Annotated in this window: 23 protein-coding genes, 1 tRNA gene and 2 pseudogenes; 20 read left to right on the top strand and 6 right to left on the bottom strand. The window is 54.7% G+C overall.

What is annotated here, in order from left to right; all coding sequences use genetic code 11:
• The first annotated feature begins 7 nt into the window (after positions 1-7).
• The 3 genes from FCN45_RS13590 (at position 8) to FCN45_RS13580 (ending at position 1,808) form a co-directional block, all read left to right on the top strand.
• Positions 8-460 carry a universal stress protein gene (locus FCN45_RS13590; RefSeq protein ID WP_101763602.1) on the top strand — a complete coding sequence of 151 codons (453 nt, stop codon included), beginning with the start codon at positions 8-10 and terminating at the stop codon, positions 458-460.
• Between the two features lie 9 nt (positions 461-469).
• Positions 470-1,273 (top strand): hypothetical protein, encoded by an 804-nt coding sequence (locus FCN45_RS13585; protein WP_137386230.1) that lies wholly within the window; start codon positions 470-472, stop codon positions 1,271-1,273.
• A 253-nt stretch (positions 1,274-1,526) separates the two neighbouring features.
• Entirely contained in the window at positions 1,527-1,808 is a 282-nt protein-coding gene (locus FCN45_RS13580; protein ID WP_008101319.1) for a membrane lipoprotein lipid attachment site-containing protein, read from the top strand.
• Positions 1,809-2,326: 518 nt separating this feature from the next.
• On the opposite strand, the gene FCN45_RS13575 is transcribed toward FCN45_RS13580, so the two are convergent.
• The gene (locus tag FCN45_RS13575; RefSeq protein ID WP_137386229.1) at positions 2,327-3,544 is read right to left on the bottom strand and encodes an MFS transporter; all 1,218 of its coding nucleotides are present in this window, start codon (positions 3,542-3,544) and stop codon (positions 2,327-2,329) included.
• A 268-nt stretch (positions 3,545-3,812) separates the two neighbouring features.
• Between FCN45_RS13575 and FCN45_RS13570 the strand changes: the two genes are divergently transcribed.
• Positions 3,813-4,052 carry a hypothetical protein gene (locus tag FCN45_RS13570; RefSeq protein ID WP_008101313.1) on the top strand — a complete coding sequence of 80 codons (240 nt, stop codon included), beginning with the start codon at positions 3,813-3,815 and terminating at the stop codon, positions 4,050-4,052.
• A gap of 38 nt (positions 4,053-4,090) precedes the next feature.
• Here FCN45_RS13570 and FCN45_RS13565 read toward each other — a convergent pair whose 3' ends face one another.
• Positions 4,091-4,990 carry a DMT family transporter gene (locus tag FCN45_RS13565; RefSeq protein ID WP_137386228.1) on the bottom strand — a complete coding sequence of 300 codons (900 nt, stop codon included), beginning with the start codon at positions 4,988-4,990 and terminating at the stop codon, positions 4,091-4,093.
• A gap of 180 nt (positions 4,991-5,170) precedes the next feature.
• On the opposite strand from FCN45_RS13565, the gene FCN45_RS13560 reads away from it, so the two are divergent.
• The 3 genes from FCN45_RS13560 to FCN45_RS13550 all read left to right on the top strand — a co-directional run bounded on the left by FCN45_RS13560 (position 5,171) and on the right by FCN45_RS13550 (position 6,692).
• The gene (locus FCN45_RS13560) at positions 5,171-6,040 is read left to right on the top strand and encodes an AraC family transcriptional regulator (RefSeq protein ID WP_137386227.1); all 870 of its coding nucleotides are present in this window, start codon (positions 5,171-5,173) and stop codon (positions 6,038-6,040) included.
• Between the two features lie 105 nt (positions 6,041-6,145).
• Complete coding sequence (locus FCN45_RS13555; protein WP_246862529.1) at positions 6,146-6,457, top strand: hypothetical protein; 312 nt, start codon at positions 6,146-6,148, stop codon at positions 6,455-6,457.
• Positions 6,458-6,482: 25 nt separating this feature from the next.
• A complete protein-coding gene (locus FCN45_RS13550; RefSeq protein WP_137386226.1) occupies positions 6,483-6,692 on the top strand; it encodes a hypothetical protein in 210 nt (69 codons plus the stop codon).
• A gap of 20 nt (positions 6,693-6,712) precedes the next feature.
• On the opposite strand, the gene FCN45_RS13545 is transcribed toward FCN45_RS13550, so the two are convergent.
• Both FCN45_RS13545 and FCN45_RS13540 read right to left on the bottom strand, forming a co-directional pair.
• Positions 6,713-6,787 (bottom strand) — tRNA-Arg (locus FCN45_RS13545).
• Between the two features lie 87 nt (positions 6,788-6,874).
• Complete coding sequence (locus FCN45_RS13540) at positions 6,875-7,789, bottom strand: formate/nitrite transporter family protein (RefSeq protein WP_137386225.1); 915 nt, start codon at positions 7,787-7,789, stop codon at positions 6,875-6,877.
• Positions 7,790-8,032: 243 nt separating this feature from the next.
• Between FCN45_RS13540 and ccmA the strand changes: the two genes are divergently transcribed.
• Positions 8,033-8,647: a cytochrome c biogenesis heme-transporting ATPase CcmA gene (gene ccmA, locus FCN45_RS13535; RefSeq protein WP_137386224.1), complete on the top strand. Its 615-nt coding sequence runs from the start codon at positions 8,033-8,035 to the stop codon at positions 8,645-8,647.
• Positions 8,647-9,234 (top strand): annotated as a pseudogene (gene ccmB, locus FCN45_RS13530) (heme exporter protein CcmB); the annotation flags it as partial. The gene ccmA and the pseudogene ccmB, both read left to right, overlap by 1 nt.
• Here ccmB and FCN45_RS23885 read toward each other — a convergent pair.
• A pseudogene (locus FCN45_RS23885) lies at positions 9,205-9,303 on the bottom strand (hypothetical protein); the annotation flags it as partial. The pseudogenes ccmB and FCN45_RS23885 sit on opposite strands and share 30 nt — an antisense overlap.
• A 60-nt stretch (positions 9,304-9,363) precedes the next feature.
• Here FCN45_RS23885 and FCN45_RS13525 point away from each other — a divergent pair.
• The 8 genes from FCN45_RS13525 to mlaA are packed head-to-tail and all read left to right on the top strand — an operon-like array spanning position 9,364 to position 15,791.
• Positions 9,364-10,104, top strand: a complete 741-nt coding sequence (locus tag FCN45_RS13525; protein WP_110866541.1) for a heme ABC transporter permease — start codon at positions 9,364-9,366, stop codon at positions 10,102-10,104.
• Positions 10,101-10,334, top strand: a complete 234-nt coding sequence (gene ccmD / locus FCN45_RS13520) for a heme exporter protein CcmD (protein ID WP_137386222.1) — start codon at positions 10,101-10,103, stop codon at positions 10,332-10,334. Before FCN45_RS13525 ends, ccmD begins: the two co-directional genes overlap by 4 nt.
• Positions 10,331-10,816: a cytochrome c maturation protein CcmE gene (ccmE, locus tag FCN45_RS13515; RefSeq protein WP_008101293.1), complete on the top strand. Its 486-nt coding sequence runs from the start codon at positions 10,331-10,333 to the stop codon at positions 10,814-10,816. The genes ccmD and ccmE overlap by 4 nt, the downstream gene beginning before the upstream one ends.
• Positions 10,813-12,771 (top strand): heme lyase CcmF/NrfE family subunit, encoded by a 1,959-nt coding sequence (locus FCN45_RS13510; RefSeq protein ID WP_137386221.1) that lies wholly within the window; start codon positions 10,813-10,815, stop codon positions 12,769-12,771. The genes ccmE and FCN45_RS13510 overlap by 4 nt, the downstream gene beginning before the upstream one ends.
• Positions 12,768-13,325: a DsbE family thiol:disulfide interchange protein gene (locus FCN45_RS13505; protein ID WP_137386220.1), complete on the top strand. Its 558-nt coding sequence runs from the start codon at positions 12,768-12,770 to the stop codon at positions 13,323-13,325. The genes FCN45_RS13510 and FCN45_RS13505 overlap by 4 nt, the downstream gene beginning before the upstream one ends.
• Positions 13,322-13,777 (top strand): cytochrome c-type biogenesis protein, encoded by a 456-nt coding sequence (locus FCN45_RS13500; protein ID WP_101763615.1) that lies wholly within the window; start codon positions 13,322-13,324, stop codon positions 13,775-13,777. Before FCN45_RS13505 ends, FCN45_RS13500 begins: the two co-directional genes overlap by 4 nt.
• The gene (ccmI, locus tag FCN45_RS13495) at positions 13,777-14,988 is read left to right on the top strand and encodes a c-type cytochrome biogenesis protein CcmI (protein WP_137386219.1); all 1,212 of its coding nucleotides are present in this window, start codon (positions 13,777-13,779) and stop codon (positions 14,986-14,988) included. Before FCN45_RS13500 ends, ccmI begins: the two co-directional genes overlap by 1 nt.
• A gap of 35 nt (positions 14,989-15,023) precedes the next feature.
• Complete coding sequence (mlaA, locus tag FCN45_RS13490) at positions 15,024-15,791, top strand: phospholipid-binding lipoprotein MlaA (protein WP_101763617.1); 768 nt, start codon at positions 15,024-15,026, stop codon at positions 15,789-15,791.
• 46 nt (positions 15,792-15,837) lie between these two features.
• On the opposite strand, the gene fadL is transcribed toward mlaA, so the two are convergent.
• On the bottom strand, positions 15,838-17,121 hold the full coding sequence (gene fadL, locus FCN45_RS13485; protein WP_101763618.1) for a long-chain fatty acid transporter FadL: 1,284 nt from the start codon (positions 17,119-17,121) through the stop codon (positions 15,838-15,840).
• A 359-nt stretch (positions 17,122-17,480) separates the two neighbouring features.
• Here fadL and FCN45_RS13480 point away from each other — a divergent pair, with 359 nt between their 5' ends.
• The 3 genes from FCN45_RS13480 to fadJ all read left to right on the top strand — a co-directional run bounded on the left by FCN45_RS13480 (position 17,481) and on the right by fadJ (position 21,383).
• Positions 17,481-17,777, top strand: coding sequence for a YfcZ/YiiS family protein (locus FCN45_RS13480; RefSeq protein ID WP_101763619.1), 297 nt, complete (start codon positions 17,481-17,483; stop codon positions 17,775-17,777).
• Between the two features lie 166 nt (positions 17,778-17,943).
• Positions 17,944-19,254, top strand: a complete 1,311-nt coding sequence (fadI, locus tag FCN45_RS13475; RefSeq protein ID WP_137386218.1) for an acetyl-CoA C-acyltransferase FadI — start codon at positions 17,944-17,946, stop codon at positions 19,252-19,254.
• Positions 19,254-21,383, top strand: a complete 2,130-nt coding sequence (gene fadJ, locus FCN45_RS13470) for a fatty acid oxidation complex subunit alpha FadJ (RefSeq protein WP_137386217.1) — start codon at positions 19,254-19,256, stop codon at positions 21,381-21,383. The genes fadI and fadJ overlap by 1 nt, the downstream gene beginning before the upstream one ends.
• Positions 21,384-21,472 lie beyond the last annotated feature (89 nt).

Here is a 21,472-nt window from a genome sequence, read left to right as displayed (position 1 = left end):
CCAACTGATGAAAACCTTGCTGATGGCCATCGATAACTCTCCGGTGGCGGAAAAAGTGATTGCGTTGACCATTGAACAAGCGCTGGCGCATCAGGCACAGGTCACGGTGCTGTGCTGCGTTGATCCCGCATACTCCTCCTGCAATCAACCGATTGAGATTGATGCCGGTGAAGATCCGGATGATTTTGTGGCGGCGAAAGATGAGCAGAACACCGCCGAAATGGTGGTGCGTCACGCGCTGGCGCCGCTTTTGCGCGCGGGCGTGGCGGCAAAGGGTTTGATTCTGGCGGGGGAAGCGGCGGAAACCATTGTGGCGCAATCCACACTTTTGCATGCCAGCATGATCATCATGGGACGCCGTCATCTGTCGCCGTTTAATCGTCTGCTGAAAGGTTCGGTCAGCGCTGCGGTGATTGAACGCGCCAATTGCCCCGTTTTAATTGATGTGCGTAAGGATTAACCCCGCTCGATGCTCTCGCTTTTTCCGATTACGCTAGCGGCGTTCGCGCTGCTGGCGATCATTATTATTCTGCTGGTGCGCACCACCTCGCTGCGACTGTGGCAAGGCGTGCTGTTATTTATCTTGCCGCTAATACTGGCGAATTTACTGTGGTTCAGCTGGCTTCATCCACGTCAGGAGCGGCAGGCGCTGATGGAAGAGGTCGCAACCCAACTCAGCCTTGCGCCCGGTTATCGTCTGCTAAAAATTCAGGAACCCGCATTGTGGCAGTTGCTTAATCGCGAGCTGCTGCATAAACGGCTGGAAGGTGTTCCCGCCAATCAGGCGCTGGGGGATATGCGCGGCTGGTTGATGGATCTGGTTAATCAGCGTCTGACGCTCGCCAGCGATGCGGCGATCATTGATTACATCCGCGTCTCGGTCGAGGAGATGCGGGCGTTGCAGCAGCAGGAACCGCAGCGCTGCTTCCGTTTCCTCTATCCGCAGGTGAATGGCGGCGTCAATTTGCAACAGGTGTTGTCACCGGAACTGAATCAGCGCGATGCGCAAGCACTCGAAACGCTGTTGCAGCAAAGTACCGGCAATGAACAGCCGCTGGATCAGGCTGCGGCGCAGCGCGATTTACAAAGCGTGGTGGAAAAACTGTATGGCAAGTGGGGCGATCGGCTGCAACAGCTGAATATGCCGGCGGATACCGCGGTTGATCGCGGCGCAATGTGCGCGATGTCGATTGATCTCTATAGCGGCATTCTCGCATTGCCTGACAAACAAGCGGCCAATCTTTTACGTAAGATGGTCAGCCTTACCGGTTAGCAGGCAAAAAAAAAAGCCCGCTCAGCGCGGGCATGAAGGTCATTATCAGTATGTTTATTATTAATTCACCTGGTGTGGTGCAGACTTCGTTTTGTCTGAACAGATAATCGCACCCTTACCTTGATAAGTGAAACCGTTTGGTTTTATCGATTTGATTGGCGAAAGCTTCACTAATCCCGGACATTTCGCGCTTTATTCCTATAGATAAGCGCGGCGTTGCCTTTTAGACTGCAACGCTCAAGAGGAAACCCTAATGAAAAAAATGCTTATTAGCGCATTGGCGCTTTTTATGTTGGCGGGTTGTAGCGTCAGCAAACCAGGAGGATTTGAGCGTGTTGATGAAGATACCAGCTCAAATACCGTGCAGTATCGTTACGATCCGCACACGCTGAATAAAGACGCAATGGAGATCGACCTTGCGAATTATTGCAGCCAGCGTGGATTTGATAAGGTGGAATCACTGCCGTCGCAAAATAGCCATTTGCCCGGACTAAAGAAAGCCTGGTATCAATGTAATTACGCGGTAAAAAGCTAAAAAAATAGGGCGGGATAATTTCCCGCCCTTTTTATTTTCTTATTATTTGCTGTGTGTGCTTTGCCCAACTATCTGCGGTGTCCATAACCGCCGTGCCCATGATGCCAGCCGCCGCCACCACCACCATGATGGCCCCAGCCTGGGCCGCCGCCTCCACGATGATGATCGATAATACAGCCACTCAACATCGTCATAATGGCTACAACCGATGCAAGCTTAATCACTTTCTTCATGGAGAGTCCTCCTCTGTTCCAATGACGCCAGATTACAGGGGAATAGTGGAGTGAAGATGCAGTAAATGTAGAGTTATTACGGAATGTATTACGGAGTGTGTCAATTAAATGCTAAAAAAGTCGCGGGGTAAAATAAACCAATCGGAATAAGCTGAATGCCTGGTAGTAATAACGAGATTACTCCGAAAGGCAAGGCTTAATAATAGTGGTTCTCAATTAACGTTTTATTGTGGATCAATTGTGGAGAAATGGGATGCCGCGTATTAATGCGGCATCCCAGCGAACTTAATTATGCAGTAAAGGTTCTGCCACGTTTTGGCGATTTGGCAGACGGATGCTCAGCGACAACACCAGCGAAATCACCAGCAAGGTCATAATCAGGCTGAAGGTGACGGTGAAGCCGCCAAAGGCGGAAGCAACCAGCGAACCCAGCACGCTGCCGATACCGAAGCCCAGGTAAATCAGACCATAGTTTTTGGTCAGGTTGTTCAGGCCAAAGAAATCGCTGACCAGCGATGGGAACACGGTAATGGTGCCGCCGAAGCTGAAGGCCACGCAAGCTAAGGAGAGGAAGAAGGTCGATTCACTCATATGGGTGAATAGCAAAATGCTCATGCCCAGCAGCGAGACGATTTGCGCCAGCGTAATCACGCGGATGCGCGCCATTTTATCCGAGAGCACGCCAAGAATCAGACGGCCGCTGAGGTTGGCAATTGCAATCACCGTGACCGCATTGGCGGCGGTTTGCGCGCTCAGATGCACCATGCCTTCACCGATATCTTTCGCCACGCCAATCACGTACAGGCCGCTCATGCAGGCAGTGAGGAACATCAGCGCCAGCATCCAGTACTGCGGTAAACGCACCGATTGCGCCAGCGTGTAATCTTTGGCTTCCAGCTGCGTATTACCTCTGTTCTTCTGCATCGGTGCGTCACGCATCAGCAACGCGCCGACAATAATCATGCTCATCGCCAGCACGCCCCAGATCATGAAGGTATTCTCCAGACCTTGTGAGCTCAGCAGTGCGCCGCAGATGAATTTAAAGCCGAGGCTGCCCAAACCGTACGCACCAATCGAGCAGGCGGAAATGAGCCCTTTGCGCTCCGGGAACCACTTCACGCAGTTAGAGAGCGTCATCAGATAACCGGCGCCATCGGCCAATCCCACCAGAATCCCTGCGCTGAGGTAGAGCATCATCAGATTATCGGCATGCGCGGTCAGCCAGAAACCTACCGCCATCAGCATGCCCGCACCGATGGTGACGTTGCGCACGCCAAAGCGCTCCTGCAATTTCCCGGCAAGCGATGACGCAATCGCCAGGCCAAGACTGAGTAAACCGAACGAGAAAGCCACTTCACTGATCGGCGCATTCAGCTTATTTGCCAGCGGGCCGTTAAACAGGCTCCAGGTATAAACCGAGCCCAAAGCGAACTGGGTGATAATAGTGCCGATAAGGGTGAGCATGCGGGTACGTTGGTCATTCGCGGGGGTTGCTGTTGTCATTTTTATCTCTCACTCGAGAAAGCGGAATCTGTGGAGATAATAAATTGCTCTCGCGCGTGCGGGGGATGCAGAGGCGTGAATGAACCGGATGGTGGAACAAATGCAGTAAAGCGGGTATGAATGGCATTGTGATGACAGTAAGTGATGTCATTTAAGCCGTAGCGGTTGCTACGGGTAACCATCTGTAAGTGTTTGTATCGATCGCGCCGTATCGCCTGCAAAGTTGTGGATGTTTGCCAGGCTTAGAATTCATTCAAAAGGAGGAAATATGAAAGACCGAACATATGAATCCGCGTCAAATGAGGATGAGGTTTGCTGCATTATCGGTCAGGCGGTGATCGAGTTAAGCGATGAGCATCAACCAGTGAATAAATCCACGTTGTCGTTGAAATTACTGGCAATGGCCGACCGCGACAAAGATGATGAACGCGTCCTGCTTTACTGGATTGCCAGAAAAGCCATAACTAAACCTCACCAGCTCAATATCGGCGTTCAGGGCTGGCGCTAGAGGAACAAAAGAGCGGGCGCAATGCCCGCTCTCGTTATTTATGCGGTCCGTAATCGGCCCATCGTCGGCCAGCGTACAAACATCACCATGTTCCCCGCCAGAATCATCACCAATCCGATAATCGCATTACTATGCCAGTGATAACCTTCATAAAGCGTGGAGAGCGTTAGCGCCACCAGCGGGAACAGCAAAGTACTGTAAGCGGCCTGACTGGCACCAATACGGCCCACCAGCGTGAAGTAGGCCCCAAATCCCACGACCGAACCAAATATCGCCAGGTAGCTCATCGCGCCTAACCATTGCATATTCAGCGCTGGCGCCAGCGAATCGCCGTTAATTAATGCCATTGCGGCCATCACCAAAGCGCCATACAGCATCGCGTAGCTATTGGTGGTTAACACATCACGCTGACGGCGTTGATGGCGCAGCGAAATCATATTGCCGAAGGAGAAGCCCAGCGTGCCAAGCGCGCTGAGGCCCACGCCCCACAGCAACTGTGGAGCCGGATGCGCCGCCTGAATATCATTCCAGAACAGTGCGACAATACCGCCCAGGCCAAGCACCGCCGCTGGCAACAGGCGAAACGATGGGCGCTGACGGAAGAAGATCCAGCTATTAAGCGCGTTATACAGTACAGCCATCGAGAATATCACCGACTCGAGTCCGCTGCTGATCCACGCGGCAGCATGATAGAAGCAGACAAAGTTGAAGCCAAATACGCAGCAGCCCTGCAGCAGACAAAGCAGATGATCGCGCTTATCCAGCGTTCGCAGCCGACGCAGCAGTTTGAGGATCACCAGCATCACCAGCGATGCCAGTAAGAAACGCCAAAATACCGCCACCAAAACGGGCGTATCGGCCGCTTCCTGCTGCAGGAAAATGGCAATCCAGGTGGTTCCCCAAATCATCACCACGGCAAGGTATAACATCACATTCATAACGCACTCTCCGACATAATCTGGCCCGCAGTGTGGCGTGAAAAGCAACATGCGGCTTGCACGTTTTTGCGCGGCAATTGCAAAATCTTGCGCTTTTTACTTCTGTGTCCGGCTGTGACCTGTTTTCTGTCTGCGGAGATCCGTAAACTGGGCGCTCATGAACTTCGAGTGATATGAACCATGGCCGATTACCAGACCTTCAACATGCTGCAGCGCCACAAAGCGCAGCTGCGCGACAGTGTACAGTTGTCGAGCGGCATTAAGCTGGCGGCCTGGTTTAACAGCGGCGATCGCGTCACCAATCTTAGCGATCATCACACGCTGAGCCTGTATACCGCAGACGGCTATGAAACCTGGCATAAAACCCAAAACGGCTGGCGCAACGGCGGCGGCCCGGATCGCTTTTGCCTGATGCCCAGCGGGGTAGAATCGGTGTGGGATATTCGCGCCGATTTGTCGTTTGTGCATCTCTATTGCACCGACGAACATCTGCGGCATTTGGGCGAGCAGATTTGGGATCGCAGTCCGTCGCAGCTCAATCTGCATGAAAAGATCTTCGCGGCGGACGATCGCATCACCCAACTTTATCGCCATTTCTTGCTGAGCACTGACTGGCAACAGCCGGCGAACCAATTGATGCTCAGCAGCGCATCAACGTTGCTGATGACGCATCTGCTGCAACGCTACAGCGATGTGCAATGGCAAGCGCCGCAGGTGCGTGGCGGACTGGCGCCCGCCGTGTTGCGGCGAGTCATGGCGTATATTGATGCGCAGCTCGATCAGCCATTAACGCTGGCGCAACTGGCAGCCGAAGCGGCGCTGAGCGAATACCATTTTGCCCGCATGTTCCGCAGCAGCGTTGGCGAGGCCCCGCATCAATATGTGATGCGTCGCCGCATGGATGCTGCGCTGCAGCTGCTGAAATTCAGCCGTTTAACGCTAACAGAAATCGCAATGCGCTGCGGTTTTCACTCCTCAAGTCACTTCAGTAACCGCTTCCGTCAGCTGCATGGCGTGACGCCATCGGCATGGCGCCACGATCAAGTCTGATTACGATCTCACTTTTAAAACGTTGTAATCGGCTGCAAGAACCCCTTTTTTTTCTGAACACATCTCTCAATTAGGCATTCTCAAACTCAGTGAGGCATTTTTTCCATGGATTTTGGAGTAGGATGCTTTGCAGGAAAATTAAGCTATCGCATTGATTACAATGACAAGTTACAAGAGGCTGTAATTATGGAAAAGCGCGTGTCAAAGCTGGAAGCGGATATTCATGAAATGAAAATGGATATCGCGGTGATCAAGTCGAATTACGTCACCAAGAGCGATCTTTATCAGGAGATCGGCAAAGTGCATCAGGATATTGGGAGAATTCATCAGGAGTTGAGCAAGCAGACAAAATGGATAGTCGCGGGGATGCTGAGTACCGCAGGTATGACGCTGGCACTGGCTCGCTGGTTGTTTTGAGTGAATTGATGATCAAGGAGTGAACATGGAAAAGCGCGTTTCAAAGCTTGAAGCGGATATCGACGATATCAAAACCGATATGGCGCTGATGAAAACGGATATCGCGGTGATTAAATCGAACTACGCCACTAAAAGCGATCTTCATCAGGCGATAAATCAACAAACGAAATGGATTGTGGCGGGAATAATGAGCACCGCTGGACTGACACTTGCTCTGGCGAGATGGCTGTTTTAGGCGGGAGAACGATGAAAATCTGGTGTCCCCTGCAGGAATCGAACCTGCAACTAGCCCTTAGGAGGGGCTCGTTATATCCATTTAACTAAGGAGACGCCGGGCGCGCAGTATAGCGCACCGCGAACCTGATTTTAACTATGCAGCGGTTGTTTGCTCAATCTATCAGCAATTTAAGACCAGGCTTACGCCTGTTTTTGCTTCTCTTTCCGCTTCTGTTCCGCACGCGCTTTGGCTTTCGCCGCTTCACTCATATCGTTACGAATCTGCGCATGGCTGATCAACGCAAATATCAGCGTACCGCCCGTGATGTTGCCAAGCAGCGTAGGCAAGGCAAATGGCCAGAAGAATTCGTACCACGGCAGCGTGCCCGCAAACACCAGATACAGCACCTCGACCGAACCGACCACGATATGCGCTAAATCACCTAACGCCACCAGCCAGGTCATCATCACAATCACTACAATCTTTGCGCCACCCGCATACGGGAACATCCACACCATGGTGGCGATAATCCAGCCTGATATCACCGCATTAGCGAACATTTCGCTTGGGGAGTTCACCATCACTTTTTCACTGATGGCGGTAAAGGCCTGACGCGTCGCATCGTCGAATATTGGCATATGATTAAAGGCCAGCGCCCCCAATGCGGTGCCAATCAGATTGCCGAGCAGCACCACGCACCAGAGCCGTAACAGCAGCGCAAAGTTGCTGCCGGTCGGTTTGTGCATCACTGGCAAAACGGCGGTAACGGTATTCTCGGTAAACAGTTGCTGGCGCGCCATAATCACGATGACAAAGCCAAAGGTATAACCCAAATTTTCCAGTAAAAATGCGCCCGGCACGCCTTTAAGATGGACCTGAAAAATGCCTTTCGCCATCAGCGAAGCGCTCATTGACAGTCCCGCCGCAACCGCGGACCAGAGCAGCGCCATGCCGTCACGCTCGAGTTCTTTTTCCCCATCCTGGCGGATCTCTTCATGAATCGCCGCAGCCTGCGAGGGCAGGGCATCTTCATCGACTTCTATCTCCTTACCTTGCTCCTTCTCATCACTCTCTACATCGTTGTCACTGTTTGAAATCGATGGTGATTGTTTCATGTTTTCCTCAGGTGATAATGCCATTGCGTCATAAGCGTAGCTGGTTTTTGCAAGGTCGATTTGTTACGAAGATTCAAATTAAGAGTAACTAAATTTTAACTGAGTTGGATTTTTGAGCAATTTGTTGATCTGGGGCGCACGAATACCCCATTTGGGGTAAGTGGGAGCCAGCTCACAGACTTCGGCCCACAGATTCAATGTGGTATTATCCCCACCTCATTCATTGCCGCGATTCTCCCTTCTATGCTCGAAGTCATTAATCTCTCATGCGTTCGTGATGAGCGAACCTTGTTTCATGGGTTGAGCTTCCGCGTGCAACCGGGTGACATTGTGCAAATTGAAGGGCCAAACGGAGCCGGGAAAACTTCGCTGTTGCGCCTGCTGGCCGGATTAAGCCGGGCGGAAGAGGGCGACGTAACGTGGCAGTCACAGCCCCTTCGTCAACAGCGCGAAGTATGGCAACAAAATCTGCTCTATCTTGGCCATCACCCCGGCGTGAAATCGGTACTCTCACCGCTAGAGAACCTGCATTTCTGGCACGGTAGCAGCAATGAAGACGCGATTTTTGCTGCGCTTGAGCAGGTCGATCTGCTGGGCTTTGAAGAGGTGCCGGTGGCACAACTCTCCGCCGGACAGCAGCGGCGCGTGGCATTAGCACGCTTATGGCTCAGTCCGGCGTCGGTGTGGATCCTCGATGAACCCTTAACCGCCATCGATAAAGGCGGTGTGGAAAAATTAATGGCGCGATTCGTCAGCCATGCCGATAACGGCGGAGCGGTGATTCTGACCACGCATCAGGATCTGCCCGATCACAGCGCGCGCGTGCGTAAAATTCGTCTTACTTCGGAGTGGGCTTGATGTTAGGCCGGGTCATTCAGCGTGAATTAAAAATCGCCTTTCGTAGCGGCGGGGAAGTGATCAATCCGCTGTGGTTTTTCCTGATTGTTATCACGCTGTTTCCGTTAGGTATCGGACCGGAGCCACAGCAGCTGGCGCGCATTGCGCCGGGCGTGGCGTGGGTTGCCGCGTTACTGGCCTCATTGCTGGCGCTGGAACGGCTGTTTCGTGACGATTTTCTTGATGGTTCGCTTGAGCAACTACTTCTATTGCCGACGCCGCTACCGATCACGGTGCTGGGCAAAGTGATTGCTCACTGGCTGATTACCGGGCTACCGCTGATTTTATTGTCGCCGCTGGCGGCATTGTTGCTGTCGCTGGATTTTGCCAGCTGGCGCGCGATGGCATTGACGTTATTACTTGGCACGCCAACGCTGAGTTTTCTCGGCGCGATTGGGACCGGATTAACCGTTGGGTTGCGGCGCGGCGGCGTATTACTGAGTTTGCTGGTATTACCGTTGTCGATACCGGTTTTGATATTTGCCAGCGCGGCGATTGATGCCGCCGGAATGGGATTGCCGATCGGGGGTTATCTGGCGATTCTTGGCGCGATGCTGGCGGTAAGCGCAACGCTGTCGCCGTTCGCGACGGCAGCGGCTTTGCGTATCAGTCTGCATTAATTCGTGCCGCCCCAGAGCGGTCGAAACCTGAATTCTCTTTATTGTGAGCTATGCAAAATGTGGAAATGGTTACACCAGTGGGCAAAGCCTGAGCGGCTTTACCAGCTATGCGGTCGCTTGATTCCGTGGTTCGCGGTGCTGGGTGTTGGCACGCTGTTACTCGGTTGGGTCTGGGGATTCGGCTTTGCACCGGCGGATTATCAGCAGGGCAACAGCTTCCGGATTATGTACATTCACGTGCCTGCAGCGATGTGGTCGATGGGCGTGTATGCATCAATGGCTATTGCGGCATTTATCGGCCTGGTGTGGCAGATGAAGATGGCCGATCTGGTCTCAGCGGCGATGGCGCCGATTGGCGCGGTGTTCACCTTTATCGCGCTGATTACCGGTTCCGCCTGGGGTAAACCGATGTGGGGAACCTGGTGGATCTGGGATGCACGCCTGACATCTGAGCTGGTGCTGCTGTTCCTCTATATGGGCGTTATCGCGCTGTATCACTCCTTTGAAGACCGCCGCACCGCCGGGCGCGCCGCCGGCATTTTGATTCTGGTTGGCGTAGTTAATCTGCCGATCATTCACTTCTCGGTGCAATGGTGGAATACGCTGCATCAGGGCTCATCAGGCATTCTGCAGCAGGCCATCGATCCGAGCATGCGCACACCGCTGCGCTGGTCCATTCTCGGTTACCTGCTGGTGTTTGGTGCGCTGACCTTAATGCGCCTGCGTAATTTGATTCTCTTCACCGAGCGCCATCGTCCGTGGGCGATTGATGTGGCGCAGGGAGGAAGCAAATCATGACGCCAGCCTTTGCATCGTGGAGCGATTTCTTCGCCATGGGCGGCTATGCCTTTTACGTCTGGCTCGCCGTTATCCTTACGTTGATCCCGTTATTCGGTCTGGTGCTGCACACCATACTGTTCCGCCGCCGTTTGCTGGCGGAAATTCGCCAGCGTCAGTCCAGGGAGCGCCGCATTCGCGCGGCTAAATCGAAAAAAGCTGCCAGTGGAGCAGCGGGAGAATCCGTGTGAATATCCGTCGTCGTAATCGCCTCTATGTGGCGATCGCGGTGTTGATCGGGCTTGGCCTGGCGACCGCGCTGGTGATGTACGCGCTGCGTTCCAACATCGACCTGTTTTATACCCCGAGTGAAATTATCAACGGCAAAGGTGAAGATCATCAGAAGCCTGAGCCGGGCCAGCGCTTGCGCATTGGCGGCATGGTGATGCCGGGCAGCGTAAAGCGCGATCCGAAAACCCTCGCCGTCTCTTTCAAACTGTATGACGCCAACGGCGTGGTCAGTGTGACCTATGAAGGCATTCTGCCGGACCTGTTCCGTGAAGGGCAAGGCGTGGTAGCGCAAGGCGTGCTGGAAGAGGGCAATCTGGTGAACGCCAAAGAAGTGCTGGCGAAACACGATGAAAAATATACGCCTCCCGAAATTGAAGATGCCATGAAGAAGAATCACACAGGACCTGCAGCAGCCTATCAGCAGTCGGGTGCGCAATCATGATGCCGGAAATTGGTAGCTTTCTGCTGTGTCTGGCGCTGGCTTTAGCGCTCCTGTTGAGCGTCTATCCGTTGTGGGGCGCTGCGCGGCAGGATGCGCGTTTGATGGCGATGGCGCGCCCGTTAACCTGGGGCATGTTTATCTGTGTCGCCGCCTCTTTTGTGGTGTTGGTGCACGCCTTTGTGTTGAATGACTTTACGGTTGGCTATGTCGCCACCAACTCCAACACCTTGCTGCCGGTCTATTATCGCATCGCGGCAACCTGGGGTGCGCACGAAGGTTCACTGCTGTTATGGGTGCTGCTGCTCAGCACCTGGACGCTGGCGGTGGCAATCTTCAGTCGCGGGATGCCGCAGGATGCGCTAGCACGCGTGCTGGCGGTGATGGGCATGATTAATCTCGGCTTCCTGCTGTTTATCATTCTCACCTCGAATCCATTTACCCGCACCTTGCCAAACTTCCCGATTGACGGGCGCGATCTCAACCCAATGCTGCAGGATATCGGGCTGATCTTCCATCCGCCGCTGCTGTACATGGGTTACGTCGGCTTCTCGGTGGCCTTTGCGTTTGCCATTGCCTCGCTGATGGCCGGACGTCTGGATACCGCATGGGCGCGTTGGTCACGTCCGTGGACCACCGCCGCGTGGGTGTTCCTGACTATCGGTATCGTGCTCGGTTCGGCGTGGGCTTATTACGAACTCGGCTGGGGCGGCTGGTGGTTCTGGGATCCGGTCGAAAACGCCTCCTTTATGCCGTGGCTGGCCGGTACCGCGCTGATGCACTCGCTGGCGGTAACGGAAAAGCGCGGCAGCTTCAAGTCCTGGACGGTGTTATTGGCGATCACCGCGTTCTCGTTAAGCCTGCTTGGCACTTTCCTCGTGCGCTCCGGCGTGCTGGTTTCCGTGCACTCGTTCGCCTCCGATCCGGCGCGCGGCATGTTTATCCTCGCCTTCCTGGTGATTGTGATTGGCAGCTCGCTGCTGCTGTACGCGCTGAAAGGTGGTCAGGTGCGCAGCCGCGTTCAGAGCGAAGCCTGGTCACGCGAATCCTTCCTGCTGGGTAATAACGTGCTGCTGATCGCCGCGATGCTGGTGGTGTTACTCGGTACGCTGCTGCCGCTGGTGCATAAACAGCTCGGTCTCGGCAGCATCTCGGTGGGCGAACCGTTTTTCAACACCATGTTTACCTGGCTGATGGCACCGCTAGCGCTGATGCTCGGTATCGGTCCGCTGGTGCGCTGGCGTCGTGACCAACCACAGAAACTGTGGAAACGCCTTGGCGTGGGCCTGTTAGTGACGCTGATCCTGTCGATCGCCCTGCCGTGGCTGCTGCAGGATCGCATTGAGGCGATGACGGTTATCGGCCTGCTGATGTCGATCTGGGTGATCATGCTGACGTTGATGGAACTGCACGAGCGCGCCACCCATCGCCACTCTTTCTTCAAAGGTTTACGACATCTATCGCGCAGCCATTGGGGCATGGTGCTGGGGCATTTAGGCGTGGCGGTGACCGTGGTTGGTATCGCCTTTAGCACCCAATACAGCGTTGAGCGTGATGTGCGCATGAAGGCGGGTGATACCGTTGATATCCACAATTATCACTTTACCTTCCACGGCGTGCGCAACCTGCAAGGGCCGAACTATAGCGGCGGCGTGGCGGTGATTGAAGTGACGCGCAACGGCAAGCTGGAGGCGGTGATGCAGGCGGAAAAACGCTTCTATGCAGCCGCGCGCACCATGATGACCGAAGCGGCGATCAGCGGCGGTTTCACCCGCGATCTGTATGCGGCGCTGGGCGAAGAGCTGGATGACGGTTCGTGGGCGGTGCGGATTTACTACAAACCGTTTGTGCGCTGGATCTGGTACGGCGGCGTGTTTATGGCGGTGGGCGGCTTGTTCTGCCTGTTCGATCCGCGCTATCGCTCACGCAAAAAAGAGCAGCGCGAGGAGCTGGCATGAACAAAAAAATCCTGTTTATCCCGTTAATTCTGTTTTTGCTGCTGGCCGCGGCGCTGCTGTGGCAGCTGTCGCGCAACGCCAACGGCGATGATCCAACGCGTCTCGAATCAGCGTTGATCGGCAAACCGGTACCCGTATTCAAACTGGAAGCGCTCGATCAACCCGGCAAAACCTACGATCAGCAGGTGCTGACCGACGGCAAACCGATTCTGCTCAACGTCTGGGCAACCTGGTGCCCAACCTGCCGCGCGGAGCATCAATACCTCAATACGCTGGCGGAAAAAGGCATTCGCGTGGTTGGCCTCAATTATAAAGACGATCGCACCAAAGCGGTGACCTGGCTGAACACGCTGGGCAATCCTTATGCGCTCAGCCTGTATGACGGCAACGGGATGCTCGGTCTCGATCTCGGCGTTTACGGCGCACCGGAAACCTTCCTGATCGACGGCAAAGGGATCATTCGTTATCGCCACGCAGGCGACATGAACGATCGTGTCTGGCTCGAAGAAGTGAAACCGCTGTGGGACAAATACAACAAGGAGGCGGGCGTATGAAACGGCTGCTTCTACTGTTAGCGGGCATTCTGCTCAGCACCAGCCTGTGGGCGGCGATTGATACTTATCAGTTCGATTCGGTGCAGCAGGAAGAACAATACCGTGATCTCACCGCATCGCTGCGTTGCCCGAAATGCCAGAACAACAGCATTGCCGATTCCAATGCGATGATCGCGTCGGATATGCGTCTTAAAGTCTACGAGTTGATGAAGCAGGGCGAAAGCCGTCAGCAGATCATTGATTACATGGTGGCGCGTTACGGTAATTTCGTGACGTATGAGCCGCCGGTAACGCCTTCCACGCTGATTTTGTGGGTGGGGCCAGCGCTGTTTGTGGTGCTGGGCGCGCTGATCATTATTCTGCGTAATCGTCGCGGCAAAGCGCGTAGCGAACTCGACGACAGTGAACAACAGCGCCTTGCGGCGTTACTCAAGCGTGACGGGAAGCCGTAATGACTGGATTCTGGATTACCCTGATTATCTTACTGCTGGCGGCTATCGCGCTGTTTCTGCGTGCTGGCTGGCGTCAGCGCGAGGCCAGCAGTGGCGATCGCGATCGTCTCAACACCGATTTCTATCAGCAACGCCTGCGCGAGCTGGAGCGTGATGAAGAAGAGGGCGTGGTGGCTGAGCGCCCGGAAATGGTGCGCGAACTGCAACAAACGCTGTTAACTGATGTGCCGCAGCAGGATGCCGCGACCATTCATCGCAGCAGCCGCTGGGTGTTGCTGCCGGGCGTGATTGTGCTGCTGGTGGTGTCGGTTGGCATGTATCTGAAAACCGGCGGACTTACGCAGCAAACCGCGTTCGTCAGCGTACAGCAGGAGTTTCCTGCGTTACGTGCGCGCGTGATGGATCCTAAAGCTCAGCCGCTAACCATGGAAGAGTTGGCGCGTCTGCAGCTGGGTCTGCGCAGCTCGCTGCAGCACGACGCAACGAACCTCAACGATTGGGCGATGCTGGGCCGCTTAGGGATGGTGCTGAATAATGCCACCGATGCCAGCCAGGCATTTGAACATGCGCTACAGCTGGCGCCAGACAACGTCGAACTGCAGCAGGATTATGCCGAAGTGCTGACGCGCTCCAGCGATCCGCAGGATAACCGTCAGGCCAACGTGTTGCTGAAAGCGCTGCTTAAACGCGATCACAGCGATGTGCGCACGCTGAGTCTGCTGGCGTTTAACGCCTTTGAACAGCAGCAGTACAACGAGGCGATTGGTGCATGGCAGGTGATGCTGAAACTGTTACCGGCAGGCGATCGTCGCATCACCATGATCGAGCGCAGCATTGAACAAGCGAAAACCGACGCGGGACAGCAAAATAGCAGCCTGGCATTGACGGTGAGTTTGACGCCGCCGGCAGAAAAAATGTTACCGCAAGGCGGAGTGTTGTATATTTCTGTGTCTGACGGTGTTTCACCGGTGCCTGTGGCTGTGAAGCGTTTACCGCTGAGCCACTTTCCGTTATCGCTCACGCTCGATGACAGCAATGCCATGATGCCCGATCGCCTGCTTTCGGCACAGCATCAGGTACAAGTCAGGGTGCGCATTTCGCGCGATGGCAGTGCCAATCCACAGTCTGGCGACTGGTTGGGTTTAAGCGCGGTCACACCCTGGGATGGTCATCAGCAACTGGCTGTGGAAATTAATCAACAGCAGCCCTGAAGCGATACCTTACTGATCCGCACAGGGAGAGAAGAATGAATAACCGCCTGACCGGTTTGGCGCTAGCCAGCTTACTGCTGGTGGGTTGTGCCAGCTCAAAACCGGCTGAAAATACGGAACCTGCGCAGCGCAGCGATCCGCTGGAAGGCTTTAACCGCACGATGTTTAACTTCAACTACAACGTGCTGGATCCGTATGTTCTGCGTCCGGTGGCAGTCGCCTGGCGCGATTACGTGCCGGTGCCGGCACGTAGCGGCATCAGTAATGTGTTATCCAACGTTGAAGAGCCCGCCAGCATGGTCAACGCCATTCTGGTGGGTGAACCGCGCCAGGCAGGCATCCACTTCACCCGCTTCTTCCTGAACACCGTGTTAGGGCTGGGTGGCTTTATCGACGTGGCGGGCAAAGCCAATCCGGCGCTGGCGCGTGAAGTGCCGCATCGCTTTGGTAGCACGCTGGGACGTTATGGCGTCGGTTACGGCCCGTATGTTGAATTGCCGGCCTACGGTAGTTTCACCATCCGTGAAGATGGCGGTGACTTCGTTGATACGCTCTATCCGGTCTTAAGCTGGTTGAGCTGGCCGATCTCGGTAGGTAAATGGACGCTGGAAGGGATTGAAACCCGTGCGCAGTTGCTGGATTCGGACGCCATTTTGCGTCAGCAGCAAGATCCGTACGCCTTTATTCGTAATGCCTACTTCCAGCGACATGACTTTATTGCCAACGGCGGTAAGCTGAAGCCGGAAGATAATCCGAACGCCAGTGCGATTCAGGACGATCTGAAAGATATTGATTCTGAATAAAACAAAAAGGCGACTCAATGAGTCGCCTTTTTTATCAAGCTACGTATCAGAACTTGTAGTTAAAGTTCGCGCCGTACAGCCAGGCTTTACCTTCAGAGTTAAAGGTATACGGGCCTTCTTTCACGGTGACTTTCTGACCGTGCATGTAAGAAATACCCAGGTCGACAGAAGCATCTTCATTGAAGGCGTAAGACGCACCGGCACTCAGCCACAGACGATCCTGATCCGGAATAGAGATAGAACGCTTATCGGCCGGAACCGGGCTGTCATCAAAGGCGATGCCGGTACGGAAGGTCCAGTTATCATCGTAGAAGTAAGTGGTACCCAACGCGATACGGTAGGCATCGTGGAAACTTTCATCCTTATAGAACAGCGTCTGGCCATTGCTGCCGGTGGCTTTCAACTCCTGGAATTGACTCCAGCTGGTATAAGTCAGGCTATAGTGAACCGCCCATTGCGGCGCCACTTTATGCCAGCCTGACACTTCCCACATCTCTGGCAGATTCAAAGTCAGAGAACCCGGAATCGTGGTGCCGCTGGTGCCGTAAGGCAGGCCTAAAGCCAGTGCCTGCGGTGTACCGTTAAAGGCGGTGGGGATGTTGCTCTTGTAGTCACCGTCAAAGTCGACTTTTACTTCTGAGCGGTAGGTAAAGCCAAAGCGGTTATTTTTATCCACTTCGTACAGGATGCCGGCGTTCCAGCCGTAGCCCCATTCATCACCTTTTAAATGCGCAATCTGGGTATCGGCTGGCAATCCTGCCACGGCACCTGCTTCACCGGCATAACGCTCAATTTTCGCTTTTGCGTAGACCGCATCAAAGCCGATACCGAAGCTGAAATTCTCATTCAGTCGATAAGCGGTGCTGATATTAAAATTACCGGTCATCAGGTCGGTTTTGCCGCCATAACCACCTGCGGTATAGCCGTCATTAAATTCGGTTGCTAAACCATAGTTTGAGGTCGCAGATGCACCAATCCACCACTGATCGTTAATTGGATGCACATAGTGAAGATTAGGGATCCACTGGTTTGGGGCGATATTTTTGGCATCGAGGCTGCGACCAGTCGGGCTCTGACCGCTAATATCCACTTCGGGATCAATATAAACCGCGCCGATAGAGAAAGAAGGGCGATCCATTAATGCCATGGTTGCCGGGTTACGGCTGGCAGAGGCGGCGGTATCACCCATCGCACCTTCGCCGGAATATGCACGACCTAAACCAATTGCTGAGAATTCATTCAGTTGAAAGCCCGCGGCGTAAACATGAGAACAGACGAGCGTTACTGCAGCTGCCACAGCTGACTTTGCAAACAGGTTTTTATGGTTCATGACCACAACCTCATCTAGATTTATTATTTAACGTTGTTACGTCGCGTAACAAAGAGCGGCGAATTGTAGGGACTGATGGCAAAACCACATATCAGACCAGTGCGACGAGTATAGGTCCGACCTGTGTATTTGTTGCAATATTGTTTTTTAAATATTTCTGATTTGATCGATAAAATCAGATCTGCTTAACAAAATCTTAGCGGTTCGACTTAAACATAGCGTTCAATTTTGCTGTGGATCAATTTTTAGCGTGATATTCGTCACTTAGCGGCTTGATCGTGGATGTGAAAACGCAGCAGGCGTACACTTTGCGGCAGAAAATAATCCGATTATGTTGAAATTATCGTCAGGAGAGAATCATGACTGATGCCATTAAAAAGTGTAATGCCAACGAAACGGCGGCCTGCTGCTGTGTCGATGTGGGAACCGTGATGGATAACACCGATTGCACCGCAAGCTGGTCTGGCGTGTTTGCCGATCGCCATGCGGCGGAAGCGATGCTGGCGCATTTGACTGAGCGCGCGCGTCAGGTGGAATCCGATCCTTGCGATATTCGCGCGGATTTTGCCAATGAAGGCGACGCGGTGCGCCTGTCTATCGACTTCACCTTTGCCTGCCAGGCCGAAACCCTGATTTTCCAGCTCGGCCTACGCTAATCATGCCGCTGCCGAAACCCCTTCGGCAGCCTTAACTCATTTTCGTGTATTCCCTCGCACTTTTTTCCTCTGCTTATTGGCTACTTAGCAACACTTAGTTAACACTGATGATCAGGTCAGACCTGTTTGGCAATGATGCCCCGGTCGAAAAATACAGGTGATTGCAATGAGCAAAGCGCAGCCGCTGCTGACGCGTCAGGGCGAACGTATCGCCATAACCCACGGATTACGCACCCCTTTTGCCCGCCAGGCTACAGATTTCCACGGTATTCCCGCGCTGGAGCTGGGGCGCATGGTGATCAGCGAACTGATGGCGCGCAGCGAATTACCGGTCGAGATTATCGATCAACTGGTGTTTGGTCAGGTGGTGCAGATGCCGGAAGCGCCCAACATTGCGCGTGAAATTGTTCTGAGCAGCGGATTAGGCGTGCATACCGATGCCTATAGCGTTAGCCGCGCCTGCGCCACCAGTTTTCAGGCGGTGGCAAACGTGGCGGAAAGTTTAATGGCGGGCACCATCGATGCCGGCATTGCCGGTGGCGCGGATTCATCCTCGGTGCTGCCGATTGGCGTCAGTAAAACTCTGGCTCGTGCGCTGGTGGATCTCAACAAAGCGCGCAGCTTTAGTCAAAAACTCAGCATCCTGCGTCGTTTGCGTCCGCGCGATCTGTTGCCGGTGCCACCGGCGGTAGCGGAGTATTCCACCGGATTACGCATGGGTGATACCGCCGAGCAGATGGCGAAAAGTCACGGCATCACGCGTGAACAGCAGGACGCGTTAGCGCTGCGTTCGCACCAGCATGCGGCGCGCGCCTGGCAATCGGGCGTGTTAAGCCAGGAAGTGATGCCCGCATTTGTGCCGCCGTGGAAAGCGCCCATCGAGCAGGACAACAATATTCGCTTCAACGCCAGCGCCGCCGATTACGCCAAACTGCGCCCGGCGTTTGATCGTCGCCACGGTTCGGTGACCGCCGCCAACAGCACGCCGCTGACCGATGGTGCCGCAGCGGTGATCCTGATGCGTGAAGGGCGCGCGCGCGAACTCGGCATTCAGCCGCTCGGCTATCTGCGCAGCTATGCTTTTACGGCGATTGATGTCTGGCAGGATATGCTGCTTGGACCGGCCTACGCCTCGCCGCTGGCGCTGGAGCGCGCCGGCATCACGCTCAACGATCTGACGCTGATTGATATGCACGAAGCCTTTGCCGCACAAACCTTAGCCAACCTGAAAATGTTCCGTGACGAACGCTTTGCGCGCGAGGTGCTGAATCGTCCGCATGCGTTAGGTGAAGTCAATGAAGAACGCTTTAACGTGCTTGGCGGATCGATTGCTTATGGTCATCCGTTTGCCGCCACTGGCGCACGCATGATCACGCAAACGCTGCAGGAACTGCGGCGGCGCGGTGGCGGATTGGGATTGGTCACCGCCTGCGCGGCGGGCGGCCTGGGCACAGCAATGGTTTTGGAGGCCGAATAATGAGCGAATCCGCCTTTCATTTACACATGCGCCTCGACCACGTCGGTGTGATCACCATCGATGTGCCGGGCGAGAAGATGAACACGCTGAAGGCCGAGTTTGTGTCGCAGATCAAAGCGGTGCTGGACGAAGCGCGCAGCCATCAGCAGTTGGCTGGATTAGTGTTGATCTCCGGCAAGCCAGACAACTTTGTTGCTGGTGCGGATATCAGCATGATCGCCAACTGCAAAACGGCGCAGGAAGCTGAGGCGCTGGCAAAGCAGGGACAAGATGTGATGGCGATGATTGCCGCGCTGCCGTTTCCAGTGGTGGCGGCGATTCACGGTGCCTGCCTCGGCGGCGGTCTGGAACTGGCGCTGGCCTGCGATGCGCGCATCTGTTCGCTGGATGACAAAACGCGCCTCGGTTTGCCGGAAGTACAGCTCGGTCTGCTGCCGGGTTCTGGCGGTACGCAACGTTTGCCGCGCCTGATTGGCGTACAGCAGGCGCTGCCGCTGATCCTCACCGGCAAACAGCTGCGCGCTAAACAGGCGCTCAAGCTGGGGATTGTCGATGACGCGGTGCCGCAATCAATTCTGCTGGAAACGGCGATTGCGCGCGTACACAAAGGAAAAGGCGCACGGCGGGAGCTTTCGCGCCGCGATCGTTTTCTGCAGGGACCAATCGCGCGTCAGGTGCTGTTCTCGCTGGCGCAGCGGCAAACCCACAGCAAAACCCAGGGCAACTATCCAGCGGCCCAGAGCATTCTTGACGTGGTGCGCATCGGTCTGGAGCAGGGCAGCAGCGCCGGGCATGAAGCGGAAGCGCGCGCCTTTGGCCAACTGGTGATGACACCAGAATCGGCCGCGCTGCGCAGTTTGTTCTTCGCCTCAACGGCCTTAAAGAAAGAGTCGATGGCCAGTGTCGAGCCGCAAGTGCTGAAGCAGATTGGCGTGCTCGGCGGCGGTTTGATGGGCGGCGGCATCGCCAGCGTTACGGCGCTGAAAGCCGGTTTGCCAGTGCGCATTAAAGACATGAATCTGGTCGGCGTGAATCATGCGCTGCAATACAGCTGGGATCTGCTGAGCAACAAGGTGAAGCGGCGTCAGCTAAAAGCCGCCGAACGCCAGCAGCAGATGGCGCGCATCAGCGGTGGCACCGATTACCAGGGATTCAGCCAGCGCGATCTGGTGATTGAAGCGGTATTTGAGGATCTGGCGCTCAAGCAGCAGATGGTCAGCGAAATAGAAGGTCATTGCCAGCCGCACACCATTTTCGCCTCCAATACTTCGTCGCTGCCAATTGCTGATATCGCAGCCAAAGCCCAGCGGCCTGAAAACGTGATCGGTCTGCATTTCTTCAGTCCTGTAGACAAAATGCCGCTGGTGGAGGTGATTCCTCACGCCAATACCTCGGCGCAAACGCTGGCAAATACGGTGCAGCTGGCGCGTCAGCAGGGCAAAACGGCGGTGGTGGTGGCGGATCGTCCCGGCTTTTACGTTAACCGCATTCTCGCGCCCTATATAAATGAAGCGATGCACTGCTTGCAGGAAGGTGAGCCGATTGAGCATATCGATCGCGCTCTGGTGAAGTTTGGTTTCCCGGTTGGGCCACTGCAGCTGCTGGATGAAGTGGGCATTGATGTCGGCAGCAAAATCAGCCCGATTCTTGAGCAGGCTTACGGTTTACGTTTCAGCGCCCCCAACGCCGCGAACGCCATTCTGGCCGACGGCAGAAAAGGGCGCAAAAATCACAAAGGGTTTTACCTCTATCAACGTTCGCGCTGGCCGGGAAAACGCAAAGTCGATGCTTCCCTTTATTCACTGCTGAATATCAAACCGCAGGCAAGGCAGAGCGAAGCGCAGATCGCTGAGCGCTGCGTCTTGATGATGCTGAACGAAGCGGCACGCTGTCTGGATGAAGCGGTGATCCGCAACGCGCGTGATGGCGATATTGCGGCGGTATTTGGCATCGGTTTTCCGCCGTTCCTTGGCGGTCCGTTCCGCTATATGGATCAGCGCGGCATTGGCGATATCGTCAAAGCATTAAGGTCATTAATGCAGCAGCACGGCGAGCGTTTTACGCCGAGTGAGGCGCTGATCGCAATGTCAGAACAGCAAACGAATTTTTACACTTCTGCACAATCGTGAATAGACGCACAGATTCAGCGGGTTAGTCAGCGGGCCGTGCAGCGGTAAGCGCGGCACCATTCTGAGATATGCTTATTTAATAAACAACC

Origin of the sequence: Pantoea sp. SO10, assembly GCF_005281435.1 — a bacterium.
Taxonomy (GTDB): domain Bacteria; phylum Pseudomonadota; class Gammaproteobacteria; order Enterobacterales; family Enterobacteriaceae; genus Pantoea; species Pantoea leporis.
This window is presented reverse-complemented; position numbering and strand designations above follow the sequence as displayed.

Excerpts from the sequence above, each read along its gene's own strand:
- FCN45_RS13590 (WP_101763602.1), top strand. The coding sequence starts at position 8 with ATGAAAACCTTGCTGATGGCCATCGATAACTCTCCGGTGGCGGAAAAA.
- FCN45_RS13585 (WP_137386230.1), top strand. The coding sequence starts at position 470 with ATGCTCTCGCTTTTTCCGATTACGCTAGCGGCGTTCGCGCTGCTGGCG.
- FCN45_RS13580 (WP_008101319.1), top strand. The coding sequence starts at position 1,527 with ATGAAAAAAATGCTTATTAGCGCATTGGCGCTTTTTATGTTGGCGGGT.
- FCN45_RS13575 (WP_137386229.1), bottom strand. The coding sequence starts at position 3,544 with ATGACAACAGCAACCCCCGCGAATGACCAACGTACCCGCATGCTCACC.
- FCN45_RS13570 (WP_008101313.1), top strand. The coding sequence starts at position 3,813 with ATGAAAGACCGAACATATGAATCCGCGTCAAATGAGGATGAGGTTTGC.
- FCN45_RS13565 (WP_137386228.1), bottom strand. The coding sequence starts at position 4,990 with ATGAATGTGATGTTATACCTTGCCGTGGTGATGATTTGGGGAACCACC.
- FCN45_RS13560 (WP_137386227.1), top strand. The coding sequence starts at position 5,171 with ATGGCCGATTACCAGACCTTCAACATGCTGCAGCGCCACAAAGCGCAG.
- FCN45_RS13555 (WP_246862529.1), top strand. The coding sequence starts at position 6,146 with ATGGATTTTGGAGTAGGATGCTTTGCAGGAAAATTAAGCTATCGCATT.
- FCN45_RS13550 (WP_137386226.1), top strand. The coding sequence starts at position 6,483 with ATGGAAAAGCGCGTTTCAAAGCTTGAAGCGGATATCGACGATATCAAA.
- FCN45_RS13540 (WP_137386225.1), bottom strand. The coding sequence starts at position 7,789 with ATGAAACAATCACCATCGATTTCAAACAGTGACAACGATGTAGAGAGT.
- ccmA (WP_137386224.1), top strand. The coding sequence starts at position 8,033 with ATGCTCGAAGTCATTAATCTCTCATGCGTTCGTGATGAGCGAACCTTG.
- FCN45_RS13525 (WP_110866541.1), top strand. The coding sequence starts at position 9,364 with ATGTGGAAATGGTTACACCAGTGGGCAAAGCCTGAGCGGCTTTACCAG.
- ccmD (WP_137386222.1), top strand. The coding sequence starts at position 10,101 with ATGACGCCAGCCTTTGCATCGTGGAGCGATTTCTTCGCCATGGGCGGC.
- FCN45_RS13510 (WP_137386221.1), top strand. The coding sequence starts at position 10,813 with ATGATGCCGGAAATTGGTAGCTTTCTGCTGTGTCTGGCGCTGGCTTTA.
- FCN45_RS13505 (WP_137386220.1), top strand. The coding sequence starts at position 12,768 with ATGAACAAAAAAATCCTGTTTATCCCGTTAATTCTGTTTTTGCTGCTG.
- FCN45_RS13500 (WP_101763615.1), top strand. The coding sequence starts at position 13,322 with ATGAAACGGCTGCTTCTACTGTTAGCGGGCATTCTGCTCAGCACCAGC.
- ccmI (WP_137386219.1), top strand. The coding sequence starts at position 13,777 with ATGACTGGATTCTGGATTACCCTGATTATCTTACTGCTGGCGGCTATC.
- mlaA (WP_101763617.1), top strand. The coding sequence starts at position 15,024 with ATGAATAACCGCCTGACCGGTTTGGCGCTAGCCAGCTTACTGCTGGTG.
- fadL (WP_101763618.1), bottom strand. The coding sequence starts at position 17,121 with ATGAACCATAAAAACCTGTTTGCAAAGTCAGCTGTGGCAGCTGCAGTA.
- FCN45_RS13480 (WP_101763619.1), top strand. The coding sequence starts at position 17,481 with ATGACTGATGCCATTAAAAAGTGTAATGCCAACGAAACGGCGGCCTGC.
- fadI (WP_137386218.1), top strand. The coding sequence starts at position 17,944 with ATGAGCAAAGCGCAGCCGCTGCTGACGCGTCAGGGCGAACGTATCGCC.
- fadJ (WP_137386217.1), top strand. The coding sequence starts at position 19,254 with ATGAGCGAATCCGCCTTTCATTTACACATGCGCCTCGACCACGTCGGT.